13 protein-coding genes and 1 tRNA gene are annotated in these 16,287 nt (G+C 69.6%); 6 read left to right on the forward strand and 8 right to left on the reverse strand.

Annotation, left to right across the window (positions count from 1 at the left end):
• Both D0D37_RS41375 and D0D37_RS41380 read left to right on the forward strand, forming a co-directional pair.
• Positions 1-1,467 (forward strand): right-handed parallel beta-helix repeat-containing protein (locus D0D37_RS41375; RefSeq protein WP_116206030.1); only part of this gene is annotated, 1,467 nt, incomplete at its 5' end.
• Between the two features lie 10 nt (positions 1,468-1,477).
• Positions 1,478-2,140: a response regulator transcription factor gene (locus tag D0D37_RS41380; protein WP_116206031.1), complete on the forward strand. Its 663-nt coding sequence runs from the start codon at positions 1,478-1,480 to the stop codon at positions 2,138-2,140.
• 774 nt (positions 2,141-2,914) lie between these two features.
• Here D0D37_RS41380 and D0D37_RS41390 read toward each other — a convergent pair.
• From D0D37_RS41390 to D0D37_RS41405, 4 genes are all read right to left on the reverse strand, one after another.
• Entirely contained in the window at positions 2,915-3,817 is a 903-nt protein-coding gene (locus tag D0D37_RS41390; protein WP_116206033.1) for a MerR family transcriptional regulator, read from the reverse strand.
• Positions 3,818-4,516: 699 nt separating this feature from the next.
• A tRNA-Pro gene (locus tag D0D37_RS41395) sits at positions 4,517-4,590 on the reverse strand.
• 258 nt (positions 4,591-4,848) lie between these two features.
• Complete coding sequence (locus D0D37_RS41400) at positions 4,849-5,619, reverse strand: enoyl-CoA hydratase/isomerase family protein (RefSeq protein ID WP_162834729.1); 771 nt, start codon at positions 5,617-5,619, stop codon at positions 4,849-4,851.
• Positions 5,616-6,506 (reverse strand): PaaX family transcriptional regulator, encoded by an 891-nt coding sequence (locus D0D37_RS41405; RefSeq protein WP_116206035.1) that lies wholly within the window; start codon positions 6,504-6,506, stop codon positions 5,616-5,618. Before D0D37_RS41405 ends, D0D37_RS41400 begins: the two co-directional genes overlap by 4 nt.
• A gap of 121 nt (positions 6,507-6,627) precedes the next feature.
• Between D0D37_RS41405 and D0D37_RS41410 the strand changes: the two genes are divergently transcribed.
• Positions 6,628-8,265 (forward strand): ABC-F family ATP-binding cassette domain-containing protein, encoded by a 1,638-nt coding sequence (locus D0D37_RS41410; RefSeq protein WP_116206036.1) that lies wholly within the window; start codon positions 6,628-6,630, stop codon positions 8,263-8,265.
• A gap of 201 nt (positions 8,266-8,466) precedes the next feature.
• On the opposite strand, the gene D0D37_RS41415 is transcribed toward D0D37_RS41410, so the two are convergent.
• On the reverse strand, positions 8,467-9,414 hold the full coding sequence (locus D0D37_RS41415) for a methionyl-tRNA formyltransferase (RefSeq protein WP_116206043.1): 948 nt from the start codon (positions 9,412-9,414) through the stop codon (positions 8,467-8,469).
• 136 nt (positions 9,415-9,550) lie between these two features.
• On the opposite strand from D0D37_RS41415, the gene D0D37_RS41420 reads away from it, so the two are divergent.
• Positions 9,551-10,888: a lysine N(6)-hydroxylase/L-ornithine N(5)-oxygenase family protein gene (locus D0D37_RS41420; RefSeq protein ID WP_116206037.1), complete on the forward strand. Its 1,338-nt coding sequence runs from the start codon at positions 9,551-9,553 to the stop codon at positions 10,886-10,888.
• A 22-nt stretch (positions 10,889-10,910) separates the two neighbouring features.
• Entirely contained in the window at positions 10,911-11,120 is a 210-nt protein-coding gene (locus tag D0D37_RS41425; protein ID WP_116206038.1) for an MbtH family protein, read from the forward strand.
• A 207-nt stretch (positions 11,121-11,327) separates the two neighbouring features.
• Here the strand turns inward: D0D37_RS41425 and D0D37_RS41430 are convergent, their stop codons facing one another.
• The gene (locus D0D37_RS41430) at positions 11,328-11,918 is read right to left on the reverse strand and encodes a TetR/AcrR family transcriptional regulator (protein WP_116206039.1); all 591 of its coding nucleotides are present in this window, start codon (positions 11,916-11,918) and stop codon (positions 11,328-11,330) included.
• A gap of 105 nt (positions 11,919-12,023) precedes the next feature.
• Here D0D37_RS41430 and D0D37_RS41435 point away from each other — a divergent pair, with 105 nt between their 5' ends.
• Positions 12,024-12,770 (forward strand): SDR family NAD(P)-dependent oxidoreductase, encoded by a 747-nt coding sequence (locus D0D37_RS41435; protein ID WP_116206040.1) that lies wholly within the window; start codon positions 12,024-12,026, stop codon positions 12,768-12,770.
• Between the two features lie 52 nt (positions 12,771-12,822).
• Here the strand turns inward: D0D37_RS41435 and D0D37_RS41440 are convergent, their stop codons facing one another.
• Positions 12,823-14,583: an ABC transporter ATP-binding protein gene (locus D0D37_RS41440; RefSeq protein ID WP_116206041.1), complete on the reverse strand. Its 1,761-nt coding sequence runs from the start codon at positions 14,581-14,583 to the stop codon at positions 12,823-12,825.
• Entirely contained in the window at positions 14,580-16,271 is a 1,692-nt protein-coding gene (locus D0D37_RS41445) for an ABC transporter ATP-binding protein (protein WP_116206042.1), read from the reverse strand. Before D0D37_RS41445 ends, D0D37_RS41440 begins: the two co-directional genes overlap by 4 nt.
• Positions 16,272-16,287: the final 16 nt, after the last annotated feature.

A 16,287-nucleotide genomic window follows, 5' to 3' on the forward strand; every position in this document is an offset into this window, starting at 1 on the left:
CAGGTGATCGTCGACGGTGCCGGAGCGGATCATCCGGTGCTGCACGCGGTCCGGGCATCCCTGACGCTGCAAGGGATCGAGCTGCACGCTGGTGAGGCGGCCGCGTTGGCCGCGGAGAATGTGGAACTGGTCGTGCGCCGCTGCTCGATCACCGGCGGACGCGGACCTGCGGTGCGGATCGAGGGGACGGCAGCGTTCGAATTGACGGGCTGCTCGCTCAAAGCTGTCGAGCAAGGCGTGGTGATCGAGGGCAGTCCGGGACGGCTGGTGGACACCGTCATCGAGGAAGTGACTGGCGACGGCGTCGTCATCGGCATGGGGGCCGCACCGGTGTTGCGCGGCTGCACCGTGACCGACTGCGGACTGCGCGGGGTGTACGTCTACCAATACAGCCGTCCGGTACTGGAAAACTGCGAGATTTCGCGGACCGGCTCGGACGGGATCGCTGTGGCTCAGCACAGCGCGCCGGTGCTCCGGCACTGCACCGTCCGGGATTCGCGCGGCGTCGGCATCGCCTTCGCGGCCGGATGCGGCGGCACGATCGAGGAGTGCCGGACGGAAAACACCGCCGAACCGGGCATTTCCGTGGCCGACGGCGCGAACCCGGCCGTGGTCGAAGCCACCGGACCGGCCGGTTCCGGCGGCGGGGCCCCCGACGAACTGCTGTCCGAACTCGACACGATGGTCGGCCTCCCGCGGGTCAAGGCCGAAGTGCGCTCGCTGGTGGACGAACTGCAGGTCAACGAATGGCGGCGGAACGCGGGACTGCCGGTCGGCGGCGCGAGCCACCACCTGATCTTCGCCGGCGCGCCCGGCACCGGGAAGACGACCGTGGCCCGGCTGTACGGGCGGCTGCTGCAAGCACTGGGGGTGCTGCCGCACGGACAGTTCCGGGAGGTGTCGCGGCGCGATCTCGTGGGCCAGTACATCGGGCACACCGCGGAGAAAACCGCGCTGATCTTCGAGGAGGCCAAGGGCGGAGTGCTGTTCATCGACGAGGCCTACACGCTGTCGCGGGCGGGTTCGGCGGGCGGCGATTTCGGCCAGGAGGCGATCGACACGCTGGTCAAGCTGATGGAGGACCACCGGGACGAGGTGGCCGTGATCGTGGCCGGGTACACGAAGGAGATGGCCGGGTTCCTGTCCGCCAACCCCGGGCTCGCGTCGCGCTTCGGCAAGACGATCGAGTTCGAGAACTACACGCCCGGCGAACTGCTCGGCATCATCGGCCGGATGGTCTCCAGCCAGGACTACGAACTCGACGGAGCCGCGGAACCGGTTCTCGTGGAGCATTTCGCGCGGATCGCGGGCGACGAGAACTTCGGCAACGCCCGCGACGCGCGCCGGTTGTTCGAGGGCGTGCGGAAGTCGCAGTCGCAGCGATTGCGGCTGCTCGGACGGGTGCCGACGCTCGACGAGCTGCGGAGCCTGAGCATCGCCGACATCGAGGCGGCGGTGGCCCGCTAACCTGGGTTTCGTGCGGGTGCTGGTGGTCGAAGACGACGACAATTTGCGGATAGCCCTCGACGTTTCGTTGCGCAGCGCCGGTTTCGCCGTGGACGCGGTGGCCGACCTGCCGGTCGCCGACGAAGCGCTCTTCGTCAACGCCTACGACTGCGTGGTCTTCGACCGGATGCTGCCCGCCGGCGACTCGCTCGGCTACGTGCAACATCGGCGCCGGTCCGGCTGGCTGGTGCCGGTGCTGTTCCTGACCGCGCGCGACAGCACCGCCGACCGGGTCGAAGGCCTGCGCCTGGGCGGCGACTACCTCGGCAAACCGTTCGAGATGGCCGAGCTGGTCGCGCGCGTCCGCAGCCTGTGCCGCCTGAGCCCCGCGGCGCGGACCCGCCCGGCCATCCTGCGCCGCGGCGACGTGGAACTCGACGCGGGCACCCGCGAGGTGCGCCGCGCGGGCGTCCTGCTGACTCTGGCCCCGAAGGAATTCCTGGTCCTCGAACGCTTGCTGGCCGCCGCCGGTGCGCCGGTGCCGCGCAAGGAACTTATCGAGCACGCGTGGGACCGGATGGCCGACCCGGACTCGAACGTCCTGGAGGTCGTGGTCCGGCAGCTCCGGCGCAAACTGCGGGAACAAACCCTGATCGAGACGGTCCGCGGCGTCGGCTACCGGTTCACCGGGTAGTGGTCCGCGCCGTCGCGCGTGCATCTCGGACGCCACCCACTCCGTGCCCACAGACTGAGCCTCTCCCACCCGCCAGCACCGCCTCGATCAGGTCAGCGGCCCGACCAGCCCCGCCATCAGCTCCCTGCAGACCTCCAACCGAGCCGCGACTTTCCGGCGCTTCGACCAACTCCAGCAAGCTCTTCCGCAGCGCAGCCGCCGCAACCTGGCCCGGATCGATCGGGCGGCCGACACCGAGCCGCACCAGCGCGTCGGCGTTGTCCGGCCGGGTGTCGGGCAGTTCGCCGAACGCCACGACGCACTCGAGATAGAGGTCCGGCTTGCCGGTCCTGGGGAGCCAGCTGCGCCTGGAACAACGGATGCCGGTCCGACGTCCGCCACCAACCGGTTGAACGGCACGTCGTGGTGGCGTACGCGGTCAGGTCCATCTCGCGCACCCGCGCCGCCAAGTTCCGGAACGACGGATCTCCGGAGGTGTCCGTGCGCAGCACCAGACAGTCGGCGAAACACCGGACGAGATCGTCCAATTCGGGACACTGCCGCCCAGCGGCAGGTCGGCGGCAGCGACAATGCGAAGGGCGAAACGGGTTGTCGCGCTGTTCTTCGGCCACCGCAGCGCTCCCGAACGTCCGGTATGCGGCAGAAGCGGATGTTCGCTTGTGGTGATCAGCGCTCAGAAGATCCCCGCGGGCGAGATGCTTTACAGCTGCGCGGGGAGCGTCGTCCCGACGTGCGGCAGGCCGCCGATCTCCTGGCGCGGACCGGCCGCGGCGATCAGGGCGCGCAGCGCTGGTCTTGCCGCCGCAGGGCTTCGGAAAGCCAGTCCAGCACCGGTGTCAGCTTCTCCGGAGCCGCCCAGCCGTTGATCGCGGCGAGCAGTTCGAGATACCGCTCCCGGCGTGGGTCGTTGACGGTGTCGAGCCACGCCGGAAGCTGGCCGGGGCGGTACCGGGAGGTGACGGCGGCAACGATCCGGGCAGCCTCTGGCGAGGCCGGGTCGATCCCGGCGTCGAGGGCGGGAGCGACGGCGTCGCGGATGTCCGCAGCCGGGTCGCGGAGCACGCCGTCGCCGGCGCGGCCCGCGACGTGCTGTTCGGCGATGCGCCGCATGACGGCGCGGAAATCCAGGTCTTGGGCCAGTTCGGCCAGTTCCACCCAGGCTTCGACCTGTTCGGCCTCGGGACTGTCGGGCAGTTCGGGAGTCATGGAGCGGGCGATCCCGGTGAATTCGGGGTGATCGAGCCCGCCGAAGATGTTGCCGAGGAAGTCGCCGATCAGGCGGCGGCGCTCGTTCTCGGTCAGTTTGGCCAGCTTGTGCATGAGCGTCGTCTCCTCGGGAGTGGATCCTCGCTTGGCCACCGCCGTCAGCAGCGCGTGACGCATGCGCAGCACGCGGATCTGCACCTCCAGCGCCTCGGCGTGCGCCGCGGCGACGTCGGGAAGGGCAGCTTCGCTCTCGACGACCTTCCGGATCGTGGACAGGTCGAGTCCGAGGTCGCGCAAGGTCCGGACGAGATCCAGGCGTGCGAGCGCGTCAACGCCGTAGCGGCGGTGACCGGAGGGGGTGCGGCCGGACGGCACGACCAGGCCACGGTCGGAGTAGAACCGGACAGCCTTGACCGTCAGCCCGGTCCGCCGAGCCAGCTCGCCGATCGAGTACCGGGGGTCGCCGTCCATGTCTCCACCCTCGCACCTCCCCTCGGGGGAGATGCAAGCACGACCCGACGCACGTCGTGATCACCAGCCGGATGCGCAGCGGCGTACCGGCCACCGAGCCCGCATCGGCAGGCGGACGCGGATCGACCAGACGGCTCGCTTCGAGGCAGAAGCGGCCGTTTGCCGGCGATCTCCAGAACATCGCGGCCACACCGACCGCGGAATCACGCGAGAATCCACAGTGGACGGTCTGAACGCCGCCGTCCGCAATGGAAACCAGGGCGGGCCGAAAGCCGACCCGGACGCGAACGTCCCGGAGGTCGTGGTCCGCCAGCTTCAACGCACCCTGCGGGAACAAACCCGGATCGAGACGATTCGGAGGGCGGGTTACCGGATCACCGGGCAGCGGCGGTGCTTGCGGCCGGTCAGGTCGGCGACGATGCGGCGAGCCACTGCCACGCCCGCTCGCCGTCGACGAGTTCGCCGACCACGGCGTCGGGTTGAGGCGCGTCCAGGACAGCTGGTCGTTGAACGGGTTGAGCAGCAGCGCCGCGCTCGACCTCCGTCGCGGGCAGGCACTCAAACGCATGACGGCCTGACCGGGGAAGCCCTGGGCGGGTGTTGGATAAATGTGGCCCGGCCCCAGGGCTTCCTCCGTTCCCGGACGATCGCGGGCAACAAAAAAGCCACGTCCACCTGGGTGAACGTGGCCTTGTCCGGTCGGGCTGACAGGATTTGAACCTGCGACCCCTTGACCCCCAGTCAAGTGCGCTACCAAACTGCGCCACAGCCCGGACTCTTCACTCCCCGAAGAACCTCTCGTGGAGTGCGATGCGACTACTCTAGCGGGTCCCCGAAACACCCCCGCAACGAGGTCTCCATTACGTCCTGACCTGCACAAACCCAGAAAAGCAAGGCGAACGAGGTTCCCCGCGCGAGGGACGAAGAACGACGCCGTCGTGATCAACCGAGCCAGAGATGTTCGCAGGCAAGGGCACCACGAAACCAGCCTTGGTCCCGCACACGGACCAGGGCTGGACAGGCAAACCCGATCAGCGGCCGGTGAACCGAGCCTTCCCCGGCCCGTCAACCAGGAACGACTTCACCGCGCTCCGCAGATCCTCCGTGTTGTACAGATCCGCGGCGATATCCGTGACATGCGCGTTCGCCTCCGGCACCCCGCCGTGCTCGAAGTGCGCCAGGATTCGCTTCGTCGCGGCATGAGCTTGCGTCGGTCCTTCGGCCAGCTGCCGCGTGAACTCCCGGACGGCCTCATCGAAACCCTCATCCGGCAGCACCCGGTTCACGACGTTCCATCGCTCCAGCGTCGCCGCGTCGAAAGGCTCTCCGGTGAACACGAACTCCTTCGCTCGGGCCACGCCAGCGCGGGCGGCGAGACGCTGCGTGCCACCCATCGTGGGCGTCAGGCCGACGACCTTCTCGACCAGACCGAACTTCGCGCGCGAGGCAGCGAGCAACAGATCACAAGCCATTGCGACCTCGAAAGCCCACGTCAGACACAGGCCATGGGCAGCGAAAACCGTCGGGAACGGCAGTGCGGCAAGGCGATCCGGGACGCTTAGCAGCTCATCGAAGAGCACCTTGGCTTCCGCGGGAGAAGACTGCTCGTCGAACAGCGCGACATCGACACCTCCGCTCACGACCCGGCCCTCGGCGCGGATCAGGAGGGCTCGGGCGGGCGTTTCCTCCAGCGAGCCGATCGCGTCGAGCAAAGCATCCTGCAGCGGCCGCGTGTAGAGGTTGAGCGGCGGCTCGTCGATGGTGACCACGGCAAGCCCGCCGTCGCGTTCCAGCTTGGTCATGCTTGCTCCTCGTTCGCGGTGAGTTCGTCCCAGTACGCCTGCGCGGCCGGCCGCCATTCCACGTGCTTGCGGTGGAACAGTTCGGCTGCCTTTGCTCCGCTCCAGGTCGCGGGCAGCAGTTCGGCGGGCAGTTGCGGGTCGAGGAACGGGAAACGACGCCACTCGTGCACCAGTTCGGTCTGCGCGCGCAGGACCGCCTGCGAGCCGGAGGGCGAGACGCCGGTGAAGCGGTCGATGAAGTCCTCGTACCGGTCGGTCAGCTCGGACAGGTCCCACGACCGCGCGACCATGCTCTCCTGGTCGCCGATCGCGCCGTACTCCGCGGTGAACGACATCGCCTGCATTTCGAGGCCCAGCTCGGCGACGATCTTCTGCGCCTCGGGCTCGCGGCTCGGATCCGGGCTCACCCAGACGCCCGCCACCGGCGAACCGAAGCCGGCCCAGGTGAGCCGGGTGCGCAGGCGGTGGCGAAGGTCGCGCTTCGCTTCCGGCACCGAGACGATCAGCATCAGCCAGCGGTTCTCCCAGGCGTGCGCGTCGCGGCCGAAGGCGTATATGCGTTCGGCGCCCTCGGTGAGCAGGCGCCGTCCGGGCGGAGTCAGGGACCAGCGGACGCGGCGGCCGATGCGTTCGGACACCAGCCAGCCCTCGCCCGCGGACCGGGCCAGCGCCTGTCTCGCGGACTTCTCCTCGATGTCGAGCATGCCGAGGGATTCGACCAGCATCGACGTCCACACCGGACGGTCGCGGGGCAGCACGTACTCGCCCAGCACGGTCATCAGCAGCGACCGCGCGCTCGCGTGGCTGACCTCGCGCCGTCTGCTGACGGTCGGCCGGGGAGCCCGCTGCTTCCCCTGGCCGAACGGGACCGGGGCGGGTTCCGCCATTGCCTTTCACCGACCTCACTGCTCTTGTTGGACCCGAGAACCCGCCCAGAGTACCCACTCGGAGTGACGGAGCCGACACGCGGCACGCGGCGCGAGCGGCGCCCGTAAACTCGGCTCCGATATGAGCGCCACACTCGTCGCGAAGGACCTGGCCGCCGGCCACGGTGACCGCGTTCTCTTCTCAGGTCTCGATCTCGTCGTCGCCCCGGGCGAGGTGATCGGCCTGGTCGGCGTCAACGGCGCCGGCAAGTCCACCTTGCTGCGCACGCTGGCCGGGCTGGCCCGCCCGGAATCCGGCGAGGTCCGGCTCAACCCGCCGACGGCCACCGTCGGGCACCTCCCGCAGGAGCCGGAGCGGAGGGAGGGCGAATCGGTGCGCGCGTTCCTCGCTCGACGCACCGGTGTCGCGACCGCGCAAACCGCACTCGACGCGGCGACCGATGCGCTTACCGCGGGCGCGGACGGCGCCGACGACGCATACGGCACCGCGCTGGACCGCTGGCTCGCGCTCGGCGGCGCCGACTTGGACGACCGCGCAGGCGAGGTCGCCGCGGATCTCGGGCTGGCCGTCGACCTGGATCAGCCGATGGTTTCGCTCTCCGGCGGGCAGGCCGCGCGCGCCGGGCTGGCGTCGCTGCTGCTCAGCCGTTACGACATCTTCCTGCTCGACGAGCCGACGAACGACCTCGACCTCGACGGGCTCGCCCGGCTGGAGCGGTTCGTCACCGGGCTGCGCGCGGGCACCGTGCTGGTGAGCCACGACCGCGAGTTCCTCGCCCGGACGGTCGACCGCGTGGTGGAGCTGGACCTGGCGCAGCAGCAGGTGAAGGCGTACGGCGGCGGGTACGAGTCCTATTTGGAGGAACGGGCGGTCGCGCGGCGGCACGCTCGCGAGGACTACGACGAATATGCCAACACCCGCGCGTCGCTGGAGGCCCGGGCGGGCATGCAGCGCGCGTGGATGGAGAAGGGCGTCAAGAACGCCCGCCGCAAGGCGACCGACAACGACAAGATCGGCCGCAAGTTCCGCAGCGAGGCCACCGAGAAGCAGGCCTCGAAGGCGCGCCAGACGGACCGGATGATCGAGCGGCTCGAGGTCGTCGACGAGCCGCGCAAGGAGTGGGAGCTGCGGATGGAAATCGCGGCCGCTCCGCGCGCGGGCGCGGTGGTCGCGACGCTGCGGGGCGCGGTCGTGCGGCGCGGCGAGTTCACGCTCGGGCCGGTCGATCTGCAGATCGACTGGGCGGACAAGGTCGCCATCACCGGCGCGAACGGCGCGGGCAAGTCCACGCTGCTGGCTGCGTTGCTCGGCCGGGTGCCGCTGGACGAAGGCAACGCCGCGCTCGGGCCGGGCGTGGTGGTCGGCGAGGTCGACCAGGCCCGCAGGCTGTTCCTCGGCGACCTTCCGCTGGCGGACGCGTTCGCGCATGAGGTCCCGTCGCTCGCCGACGCGGAAGTCCGTACTCTGCTGGCGAAATTCGGGCTCAAGGCCGCCCACGTGCTGCGCCCGGCGGCGACGCTTTCGCCCGGCGAGCGCACCCGCGCGGCGTTGGCGCTGCTGCAGGCGCGCGGAGTGAACCTGCTGGTGCTGGACGAGCCGACCAACCATCTGGACCTGCCCGCGATCGAACAGCTCGAGTCCGCTTTGGACGAATACCCCGGCACGCTGCTGCTGGTGACGCACGACCGGCGGATGCTGGACGCGGTTTCGGTGACTCGGCGGCTGGAAGTGGACGGTGGCAAGGTTTCCGAGCGTTGACCCAGGCCCTTGTGAGTGTTTATGCCGGTTCTAACCGGCATAAACACTCACAAGCCCCGAGCAACGCCGTGTCCGGCGCGGGGGTCGACGGCAGCGGAGGACGGGCAGCACTTCGCCGGTTTTGGCTGGCGGGCGGCGGTTCTCCCCGGCGTCTCGTGAGTGCTTACGCCGGTTCTAACCGGCGCCAGCACTCACGAGCTGTCACGGACGGTCGGTGAGATATCCGCCCATAGTCGTGAAGTACTCCGCCGCCGCCAGCTCCCGGTCATCGGCCGTCCGGACGCGTTCGATCCGCAGCCCCGGCGACTGACCTCGCCGCGCCTCCCGGCCAGCGACGATCACCACGCCCTCGCCTTCGCGGATGAAGATGCGGCCAGGAGTTCCGCCGTAGCGGCCGTCCGAAACCGACGCGCGCACGATGCGCAGTTGTTCGCCGCGGTGGTATGTGAAGGCGTTGGGGTACGGGTCTGATTGGGCGCGCACCAGACGGTCCAGTTCCTCGGCCGACCACGTCCAGTCGATGAGGCTGTCGCGCGGCGCTCGCTTGTGGAAGAAGCTCGCCTTCGTGCGGTCCTGCGCGATCGGGACCACCGTGCCGGACTCGATCAGGCTGAGGGCTTCCGTCACGAGCGGTTCGATGAGGTCCACGGTGCGGTGGAACAGATCCGTCGCGGTGTCGCGCGGGCCGACGGCGACCGCGTGCTGGGCCACGATGTCGCCCGCGTCGAGTTCGTCGTTCATCATGTGCGCGGTGACGCCTACCTCCGGCTCGCCGTTGATCAGCGCCCAGATGATGGGGGAGAAGCCGGCGTAGGCGGGCAGCAGCGAATCGTGCACGTTGAGCGTGCCGTTGCGCGGCAGGTCGAAGATCTCCGGCGGCAGCCAGGTGCGCCAGTTGTTCGCGACGATCAGGTCCAGGTCCGCGGCCTTCAGCTCGTCGAGGAGTTCGGCGTCGTCCGGGCGGGTGCGCAGCAGGGTGCGGATCCCGTGCTGCTCGGCCAGTTCGGCGACCGAATCGCTCCAGATCCGTTCGTAGGCGTGGTCGCTCGGCGGGTGGGTGACCACCAGCCGCACGTCCTGGCCCGCGTCGAGGAGGGCCTTCAGGGTGCGGTGCCCCCAGGTCTGGTAGCCGAACATGGCCACGCGCATCGGCGGTGCACCTTTCGTGGTCGGGACGAACATCACCCAGACAGTACTAGTTGAGGCTTACCTAAGTTAGGTTAGGGTTTCTTGAGCATGGTCAGTCGAGAACGGTGATGCGGCAGTGCCGCGCTAGGGGACTTTCATGTCACGAGCAGGGGCCGAGGACAGCCGGGTGCCGGTGTACGACGTGGTCGGAGTCGGGTTCGGGCCGTCCAACCTCGCGCTCGCGATCGCCCTCGCCGAGCACAACGCGGGCTCGGGGGAGACGGTCACGGCGCACTTCCTGGAGCGCCAGCCCCGGTTCGGCTGGCATCGCGGGATGCTGATCGACACCGCGACCATGCAGGTGTCGTTCCTCAAGGACCTCGTGACGATGCGGAACCCGGCGAGCGCGTTCACGTTCCTGAACTACCTGCACGAGAAGGGGCGGCTGGTCGATTTCATCAACCACAAGACCCTGTTCCCGCTGCGCGTCGAGTTCCACGACTATTTCGAATGGGCTGCGGCGAAGGTCGACGACCTGGTCTCTTACGGCAGCGAGGTCGTCTCGGTCGAACCGGTGCGCGACGGCGACGAGATCGCGTATTTCGACGTGCGTGCCGACGTGGCCGGCGAGATCACCGAGCTGCGGGCGCGGAATCTGGTGCTGGGAACCGGATTGCGCGCGAAACTTCCAGACGGGGTCGTTGCTGGGGAGCGGATCTGGCACAACAGCGAACTGCTGCATCGCGTTGAGTCGTTGCGCGGCACGGACGCGCGGCGGTTCGTGGTGATCGGCGCCGGTCAGAGCGCGGCTGAGGTCACGGCCTTGCTGCACGACGAATTCCCGCGCGCCGAGGTGTGCGCGGTTTTCGCGCGCTACGGCTACAGTCCCGCCGACGACAGTGCGTTCGCCAACCGGATTTTCGACCCCCAGGCGGTCGATTCCTTCTACGCGGCAAGCGAACCGGTCAAGGAACGCTTGATGGGCTACCACGGCGCGACGAACTACTCCGCGGTCGACCTGGACCTCATCGACGAGCTGTACCGGCGACGCTACCAGGAGAAGGTGCTCGGCGCGGAACGGTTGCGGCTGTTCAACATCTCGCGTCCGGTCGAGGTCGCCGACCAGGGCACGCACGTGCGCGCGACCGTCGAATCGCTGGCGACTGGCGAACGGTCGGTGCTGGACGCCGACGCTGTCATCTACGCGACGGGCTACCTGCCCGCGGACCCGACGTCGCTGCTCGGCGGCCTGGCGAGTCACTGCCGCAGGGACGAGGAAGGCCGATTGAAGGTCGAACGCGACTACCGGATCACGACCGACTCTGCCGTGCGTGGCGGCCTGTACCTGCAGGGCGGCACTGAGCACACGCACGGCATCACTTCGTCGCTGCTGTCGAATACAGCCGTGCGGGTAGGCGAGATCCTGCAGTCCATTGTGGATCGACGAGCGGCCGGGGCTGACCCGGTCGAGTACGCGGTGAGCGGGATTCGCTGAGCGCGCAGGGAAGGACTGAGTTATGACGAATCCGTTCGAGAACCCCGACGGCGTTTACCTGGTGCTCGTGAACGACGAGGGCCAGCACAGCCTGTGGCCGGACTTCGTGGCTGTGCCGGACGGCTGGCGGACCACGTTCGGCCCGGACGCGCGGCAAGCGTGCGTGGACCACATCGAGCAGACCTGGACCGATCTGCGTCCGCTTTCGCTGATCAGGGCGCAGGAATCCTGAAGCCTGGGTGGGGAATCCGGTGTGCATCCAGAGTTCCTCGCCCAGGACTGCGGCTCGCCTGGCCGCTGCCGGATCGGGCGCAGGCGAGATCCGCGCGAGCCGTCCGATCGGGTCGGCGATGACCTGCGCGTCCCGCTTGTGGGCTTGGTGCTTGCTGACGCGGAACGTCCGGCGCTGAGGGCGGACGATCCGGGCGCGCCGGTCGGTTCAGTCGCCGGTGCGGTCCGGCAGGAGCTGGGCCGCGAGCGAGTGTGCGGTGGCGGTGAGTGTGGCCGCGTCCAGTCCGGTCCGGCTCATGAAGACGAGCCCCTGTTGCGCGGCCAGGAGGGACCGCGCCAGTGCGATCGGATCCGCGTCGGCCGGCAGGTCGCCCTCGCGTTGGGCCCGGCCGACGCAGTCGGCGATCAGCGAGGTGGACGTTTCGTAGGTGCGGTGGGCGTGGGCGAGGACTTCCGGATCGGCGTTGCCGAGTTCGCACGTGCTGTTGGCCATCAGGCAGCCACGCCGCGTGCCGGGGTCGTCGACCGGCACCTCGAGGAGCAGGCGCAGTGCGTCCAGGGCCCGCGGTGACTTGGCGAGGGCTTCCCGGAGCCGGTCGTGGTTTTCGTCGGTGTAGCCGCGCAGCGCCCGGAGGAAGAGTTGGCGCTTGTCGCCGAACGCCGCATACAGGCTGCCTTTGCCCAGTCCGCTGACCCGCATCAGGTCTTCCAGCGAGGTCGCGGCGTAACCGGCGTCCCAGAACTGCTCGCGGACGGCGTTGAGCACCTGCTTCTCGTCGAACATGCGCGGACGTGCCATGCCGACCAGGGTAAAGGTTCTTGACCGCGCGGTCCACCATCCTTATGGTGGACCGCGCGGTCAAGAACTCCGCAGCAGGTCGAGGCCAGAGAAAGCGGGAAGCACATGGGGAAGCTCAACGGCAAGGTGGCGATCGTGACCGGCGGGTCGCGGGGGATCGGTGCCGCGTCGGCGCTGGCGCTGGCCGACGAAGGGGCCGACGTCGCGATCAGCTACTCGGCCTCGGCGGATCGGGCCGAGGCCGTGGTCGGCGAGCTGGAGGCGAAGGGGGTGCGCGCGGCGGCTTTCCGGGCCGACCAGGCGGACGCGGCGCAGGCAGCGGGCTTGATCCGGCGGGTGGCCGAGCTGTTCGGGCGGCTGGACATCCTGGTCAACAACGCGGCCGCGGGCGGCGGCGATCTCGTCGGCAGCGAGCTGCCCGACCGGGCCGCTGTCGAGCGGCAGCTCGCCGTCAACTACACCAGCGTGGTGGCCGGGATCCAGGCGGCGGTGCCGTTGCTGCCGGACGGCGGGCGGATCGTCAGCATCAGCTCGGGGGTGGCCGCTCGGGCGGGTTTCCAGGGGATGGCGTATTACACGGGCACGAAATCGGCTCTCGAAGGCTTCAGCCGGGGCGCGGCCCGCGATCTGGCGCACCGGGGTATCACGGTCAATGTCGTCCAGCCCGGGTTCGTTGACACCGAAGGAAACCCCGCCGACGGTCCGGCCGCGTCCATGTTCCTTTCCACCACGGCGATGGGGCGGTACGGCAGGCCGGAGGAGATCGCCGCGGGCGTCGTTTTCCTCGCCAGCCCGCAGGCCTCTTACGTCACCGGCGCGGTGCTGAGGATCGACGGCGGATACGCCGCATAGCCCGGCCGCGCACCGGACAACACCGCGTGCGCGTGAGCAGGTTGGCAACGGCTCACTCCGTGCTGCGCAAGCCGGACCAGGCGGTCCAGAGGGTGGCGTACCGTCCGCCTGCCGCGACCAGTTCGTCGTGTGTCCCCGATTCGACCACCGCACCGGCGTCGAGGACGACAATGCGGTCCGAAGCGGCTGCCTGGGTCAGGCGGTGCGCCACGATCAGGCCGGTGCGGCCTTCGAGCGCGGCGGCTGCGGCGGCTTCCAGTGTTTTCGCCCCCGCGCTGCCCGCTTCGGCCGTCGCCTCGTCGAGGATCGCTACCGCTGGATCCGCGAGCACTAACCGAACAAGCGCGAGTTGCTGAGCCTGTGTGACGGTCAGCCGGTGCCCGCCCTCGCCGACGACCGTCGCGAGCCCCTCCGGCAACGCCTCGACCCACTCGGCAGCACCAACCTTGGCCAGCGCAGCCTGCAACTCGGCGTCGCTGGCCTGGGGAGCGGCGAGGCGGAGATCGTCGGCCAGCGGGCCGCTGAAGACATGCACTTCCTGGCTGATCAACGCCACCGCGCGCCGAGTGGCGGCCGGGCCGAGCTGGTCGAGCGGAACACCGCCGATCGACACCGTGCCGTTGCTGGCCTGGTGGATTCCGGCGATCAGCTTCGCCAGTGTCGTCTTCCCCGCCCCGCTGGCCCCGACCAACGCGACGCGCTCGCCCGGCGCGACTTCGAGATCGACGTCGCGAAGCACGGGATGGTTGTCCACATAGGAGTGTCCAATGTCGACGGCCTTCACCGACGCGTCGACCGGACGGCACACCCTGCTCGGTTCGGCGGGTGCGGGGAGATCTGCCACGCCGATGAGCCGGGACAGGCTCGCGGTTGCCGCCTGTGCGTCGTCCACCAGCGCGAGTGCGGTGTTGATCGGCCCGAAGAGGCTGTGGAAGTACAGCGCGGCTGCGGTCGCGACGCCGACTGTCGCCAAATTCGCGCCCACCAAGAGGAAACCGGCCGCGAGTACCGCGGATAGCCCGACGAATTCGGCGAGATTCAGCCGTCCGTAGAACCGGGTGCCGAGGCGGACGCCGCGCAGGGCCAGCTTCACCGCGCCGTTCGACCGTTCGCGGACCCGGTCGACGTGCGCGTCCGCGAGACGGAACGCGCGGACGGTCTTGGCGCCGCCGATGGTGTCGAGAAGCTGTTGCTGCTGAGCGCCGACGGCGGCTCGCTGGGCAGCGTACAGCGGGGTCGCGCGGCGGACGTACCAGCGGACGGTGTGCAGCTGGATCGGGACCGCCAACAGAGCCGCGGCGAGGAAACGCCAGTCGAGGATCGCCATCGCGACCAGGGTCAGCACGATCGTCAGCACCGAACGGGCCAGCGCGGGCAGCGCTTGCCGGACTGCCTCGGCGACGACGGAGACGTCGTTGGTCACGCGGGTGGTCAGGTCGCCGGAGCCGGCTTTTTCGACCTGTTCCAGCGGCAGGCCGAGGGCGCGGTCGATGAACCGTTCGCGCAGGTCGGCGAGCATGGTTTCGCCGAGCCGGGCGAGCATCGAGACGCCGATGGCGGTGGCGATCGCGGACGTCACGGCGACCACGACCAGCCCGGCGACCGGGTACGCGAGCGCCGACGCGGGCTGCCGGGTGGCTACGAGATCGACGACGCGGCCGAGCAGGGGAGCAGTGAGCAGGCCGATCGCGGTCGCACCGACTACGAAGGCGAACGACCCGGCGGCGCGGCCTTTCGCTTGGCGCAGCAGATCGAGCAAGACGGCCCGGATGCGCGGTCCGGCGGCGACGGGCAGCAGTTCGCGTTCGGTCATGAGAGCACCGCCGCTCGGTAAACCGCCTCGGCACGGACCAGTTCGGCGTGGCTGCCTTCCGCGACGACCTGACCGCCTTCGATCAGCACCACGCGGTCGGTCGCGGCGAGCAAGGCCGGGCTGGTGGTGACCACGATCGTCGTCCGGTTCCGGCGCAGTTGCGCGACTCCGGTGGCGATGCGGGCTTCGGTGACGGTGTCGACGGCAGTGGTCGGATCGTGCAGCACCAGGACCGGAGCGTCGGTGGCGAGGGCGCGCGCCAAGGCGACGCGTTGCCGTTGCCCGCCGGACAGCGATCGTCCGCGTTCGGTGACCGTCGTGGCGGTGCCGGACGGGAGAGTCGCGGCGACCTCGTCGGCGGCGGAGGCGGTGAGCACTCCGTCGGGGACGGCGGGCATCCCGCCGCGGACGTTGTCTTCCACGGTGCCCTCGAACAGATCGGTGTCGTGTGCGGCGACGAGGACGACGTCGCGGACTCGATCAGGGTCCACAGTGGACAGATTGACCGCGTCGACGTGGACGGTGCCGCCGCGAGGATCGGCGAACCGGCCGAGGCAGTCGAGGAGATCGGTGGCCGTGGCGGGATCGCTGGTGACGATGCCGAGCAGCTCGCCGGGCGGGACGGTGAGGTCGAGATCGTGGAGTTTTCCGTGCGACACCGCGGAAAAGGTCACGCTGCCACGGGCTGGGGCGGGTAGCTCGCCGGTTCCTTCCAGGACAGCCGGAGGCGCGCTGAGCACGGCGGCGACCCGTCCGGCGGAGGCGCGGCCCTGGGCGAGCTGGCCGTTGACCCAGGCGAAGATGGTGAACGGGGTCTGCAGGAACTGGGCCAGTCCGACGGCGGCGACCAGGTCGCCTACGGAGATCTCGCCGTTAGCCGCCAGCGAGCCGCCGACGAGAGCGACGATCGCGATGAAGATCCCGGTGAGCGCCAGCAACGCGCCGTTGTGCCACGCCTGGGCGCGGGCCGCGCGGATGGTCGCCTGCAAGGAATCGCGGCTGGTGCGCCGATACCGGGCTGTCGCCGCCGGTTCCGCGCCGATGCCCTTCAGCACCCGCAACCCGCTGACGAGGTCGGCCGCGACACCGGAGGCGTGCGCGGCGCGCTCCTGTTCCAGTTCGCTGCGCTTCTCCAGCGGTTTGCCGATGAGATGGGCGAGGAAGAGCAGCGGCGGGGTGCCGAGGAGGACGAGCAGCCCGAGCGGCACCGACATCCGGAGGAGCACGACCGCGCTCACGACCAGTCCGGCGAGCGCGGCGATGCCGAATGGAAGCACGGCGTTGATCATCCCGACCCGGCGGGCGTCCGAGGTCCCGACGCTCACCAATTCCCCAGCGAGCGAGCCGTTTTCCGCTCCGCCGCGAGGGTGCAGGACTCGACGGCTGACCGCGAGCCGGATCTCGTGCGCGGCGCGTTCGGACGCGCGCTCGGCTGCGCGCGCGCCGAAGCGGTAGCTGTAGGAGAGCACGAGGAAGACGACGGCGAGTACGCCTAGCCAGCCGAGCAGGGTGGGCACCGAACTGTCGCCGACAGCGCGGTCCAGCACGACGCCGACCACTACCGGGACGAGGGCTTCACCGCCTTGGTGACCCGCGGCGAGGAAGGAGGCGGCGACGACGGATTTCCGTTGTCCGGCGATGGCGTTGCGGAGGACATCCCGGCCGGTTGTGGGTGCGGTGGTGGTCACCAGCGCCTCCGCGGGG

The organism is Amycolatopsis circi (genome assembly GCF_003385235.1).
GTDB classification, from domain to species: Bacteria; Actinomycetota; Actinomycetes; order Mycobacteriales; family Pseudonocardiaceae; genus Amycolatopsis; species Amycolatopsis circi.

Excerpts from the sequence above, each read along its gene's own strand:
- D0D37_RS41405 (WP_116206035.1), bottom strand. The coding sequence starts at position 6,506 with ATGGCGGAACCCGCCCCGGTCCCGTTCGGCCAGGGGAAGCAGCGGGCT.
- D0D37_RS41430 (WP_116206039.1), bottom strand. The coding sequence starts at position 11,918 with ATGGCACGTCCGCGCATGTTCGACGAGAAGCAGGTGCTCAACGCCGTC.
- D0D37_RS41440 (WP_116206041.1), bottom strand. The coding sequence starts at position 14,583 with ATGACCGAACGCGAACTGCTGCCCGTCGCCGCCGGACCGCGCATCCGG.
- D0D37_RS41415 (WP_116206043.1), bottom strand. The coding sequence starts at position 9,414 with ATGCGCGTGGCCATGTTCGGCTACCAGACCTGGGGGCACCGCACCCTG.
- D0D37_RS41410 (WP_116206036.1), top strand. The coding sequence starts at position 6,628 with ATGAGCGCCACACTCGTCGCGAAGGACCTGGCCGCCGGCCACGGTGAC.
- D0D37_RS41420 (WP_116206037.1), top strand. The coding sequence starts at position 9,551 with ATGTCACGAGCAGGGGCCGAGGACAGCCGGGTGCCGGTGTACGACGTG.
- D0D37_RS41425 (WP_116206038.1), top strand. The coding sequence starts at position 10,911 with ATGACGAATCCGTTCGAGAACCCCGACGGCGTTTACCTGGTGCTCGTG.
- D0D37_RS41400 (WP_162834729.1), bottom strand. The coding sequence starts at position 5,619 with ATGACCAAGCTGGAACGCGACGGCGGGCTTGCCGTGGTCACCATCGAC.
- D0D37_RS41390 (WP_116206033.1), bottom strand. The coding sequence starts at position 3,817 with ATGGACGGCGACCCCCGGTACTCGATCGGCGAGCTGGCTCGGCGGACC.
- D0D37_RS41435 (WP_116206040.1), top strand. The coding sequence starts at position 12,024 with ATGGGGAAGCTCAACGGCAAGGTGGCGATCGTGACCGGCGGGTCGCGG.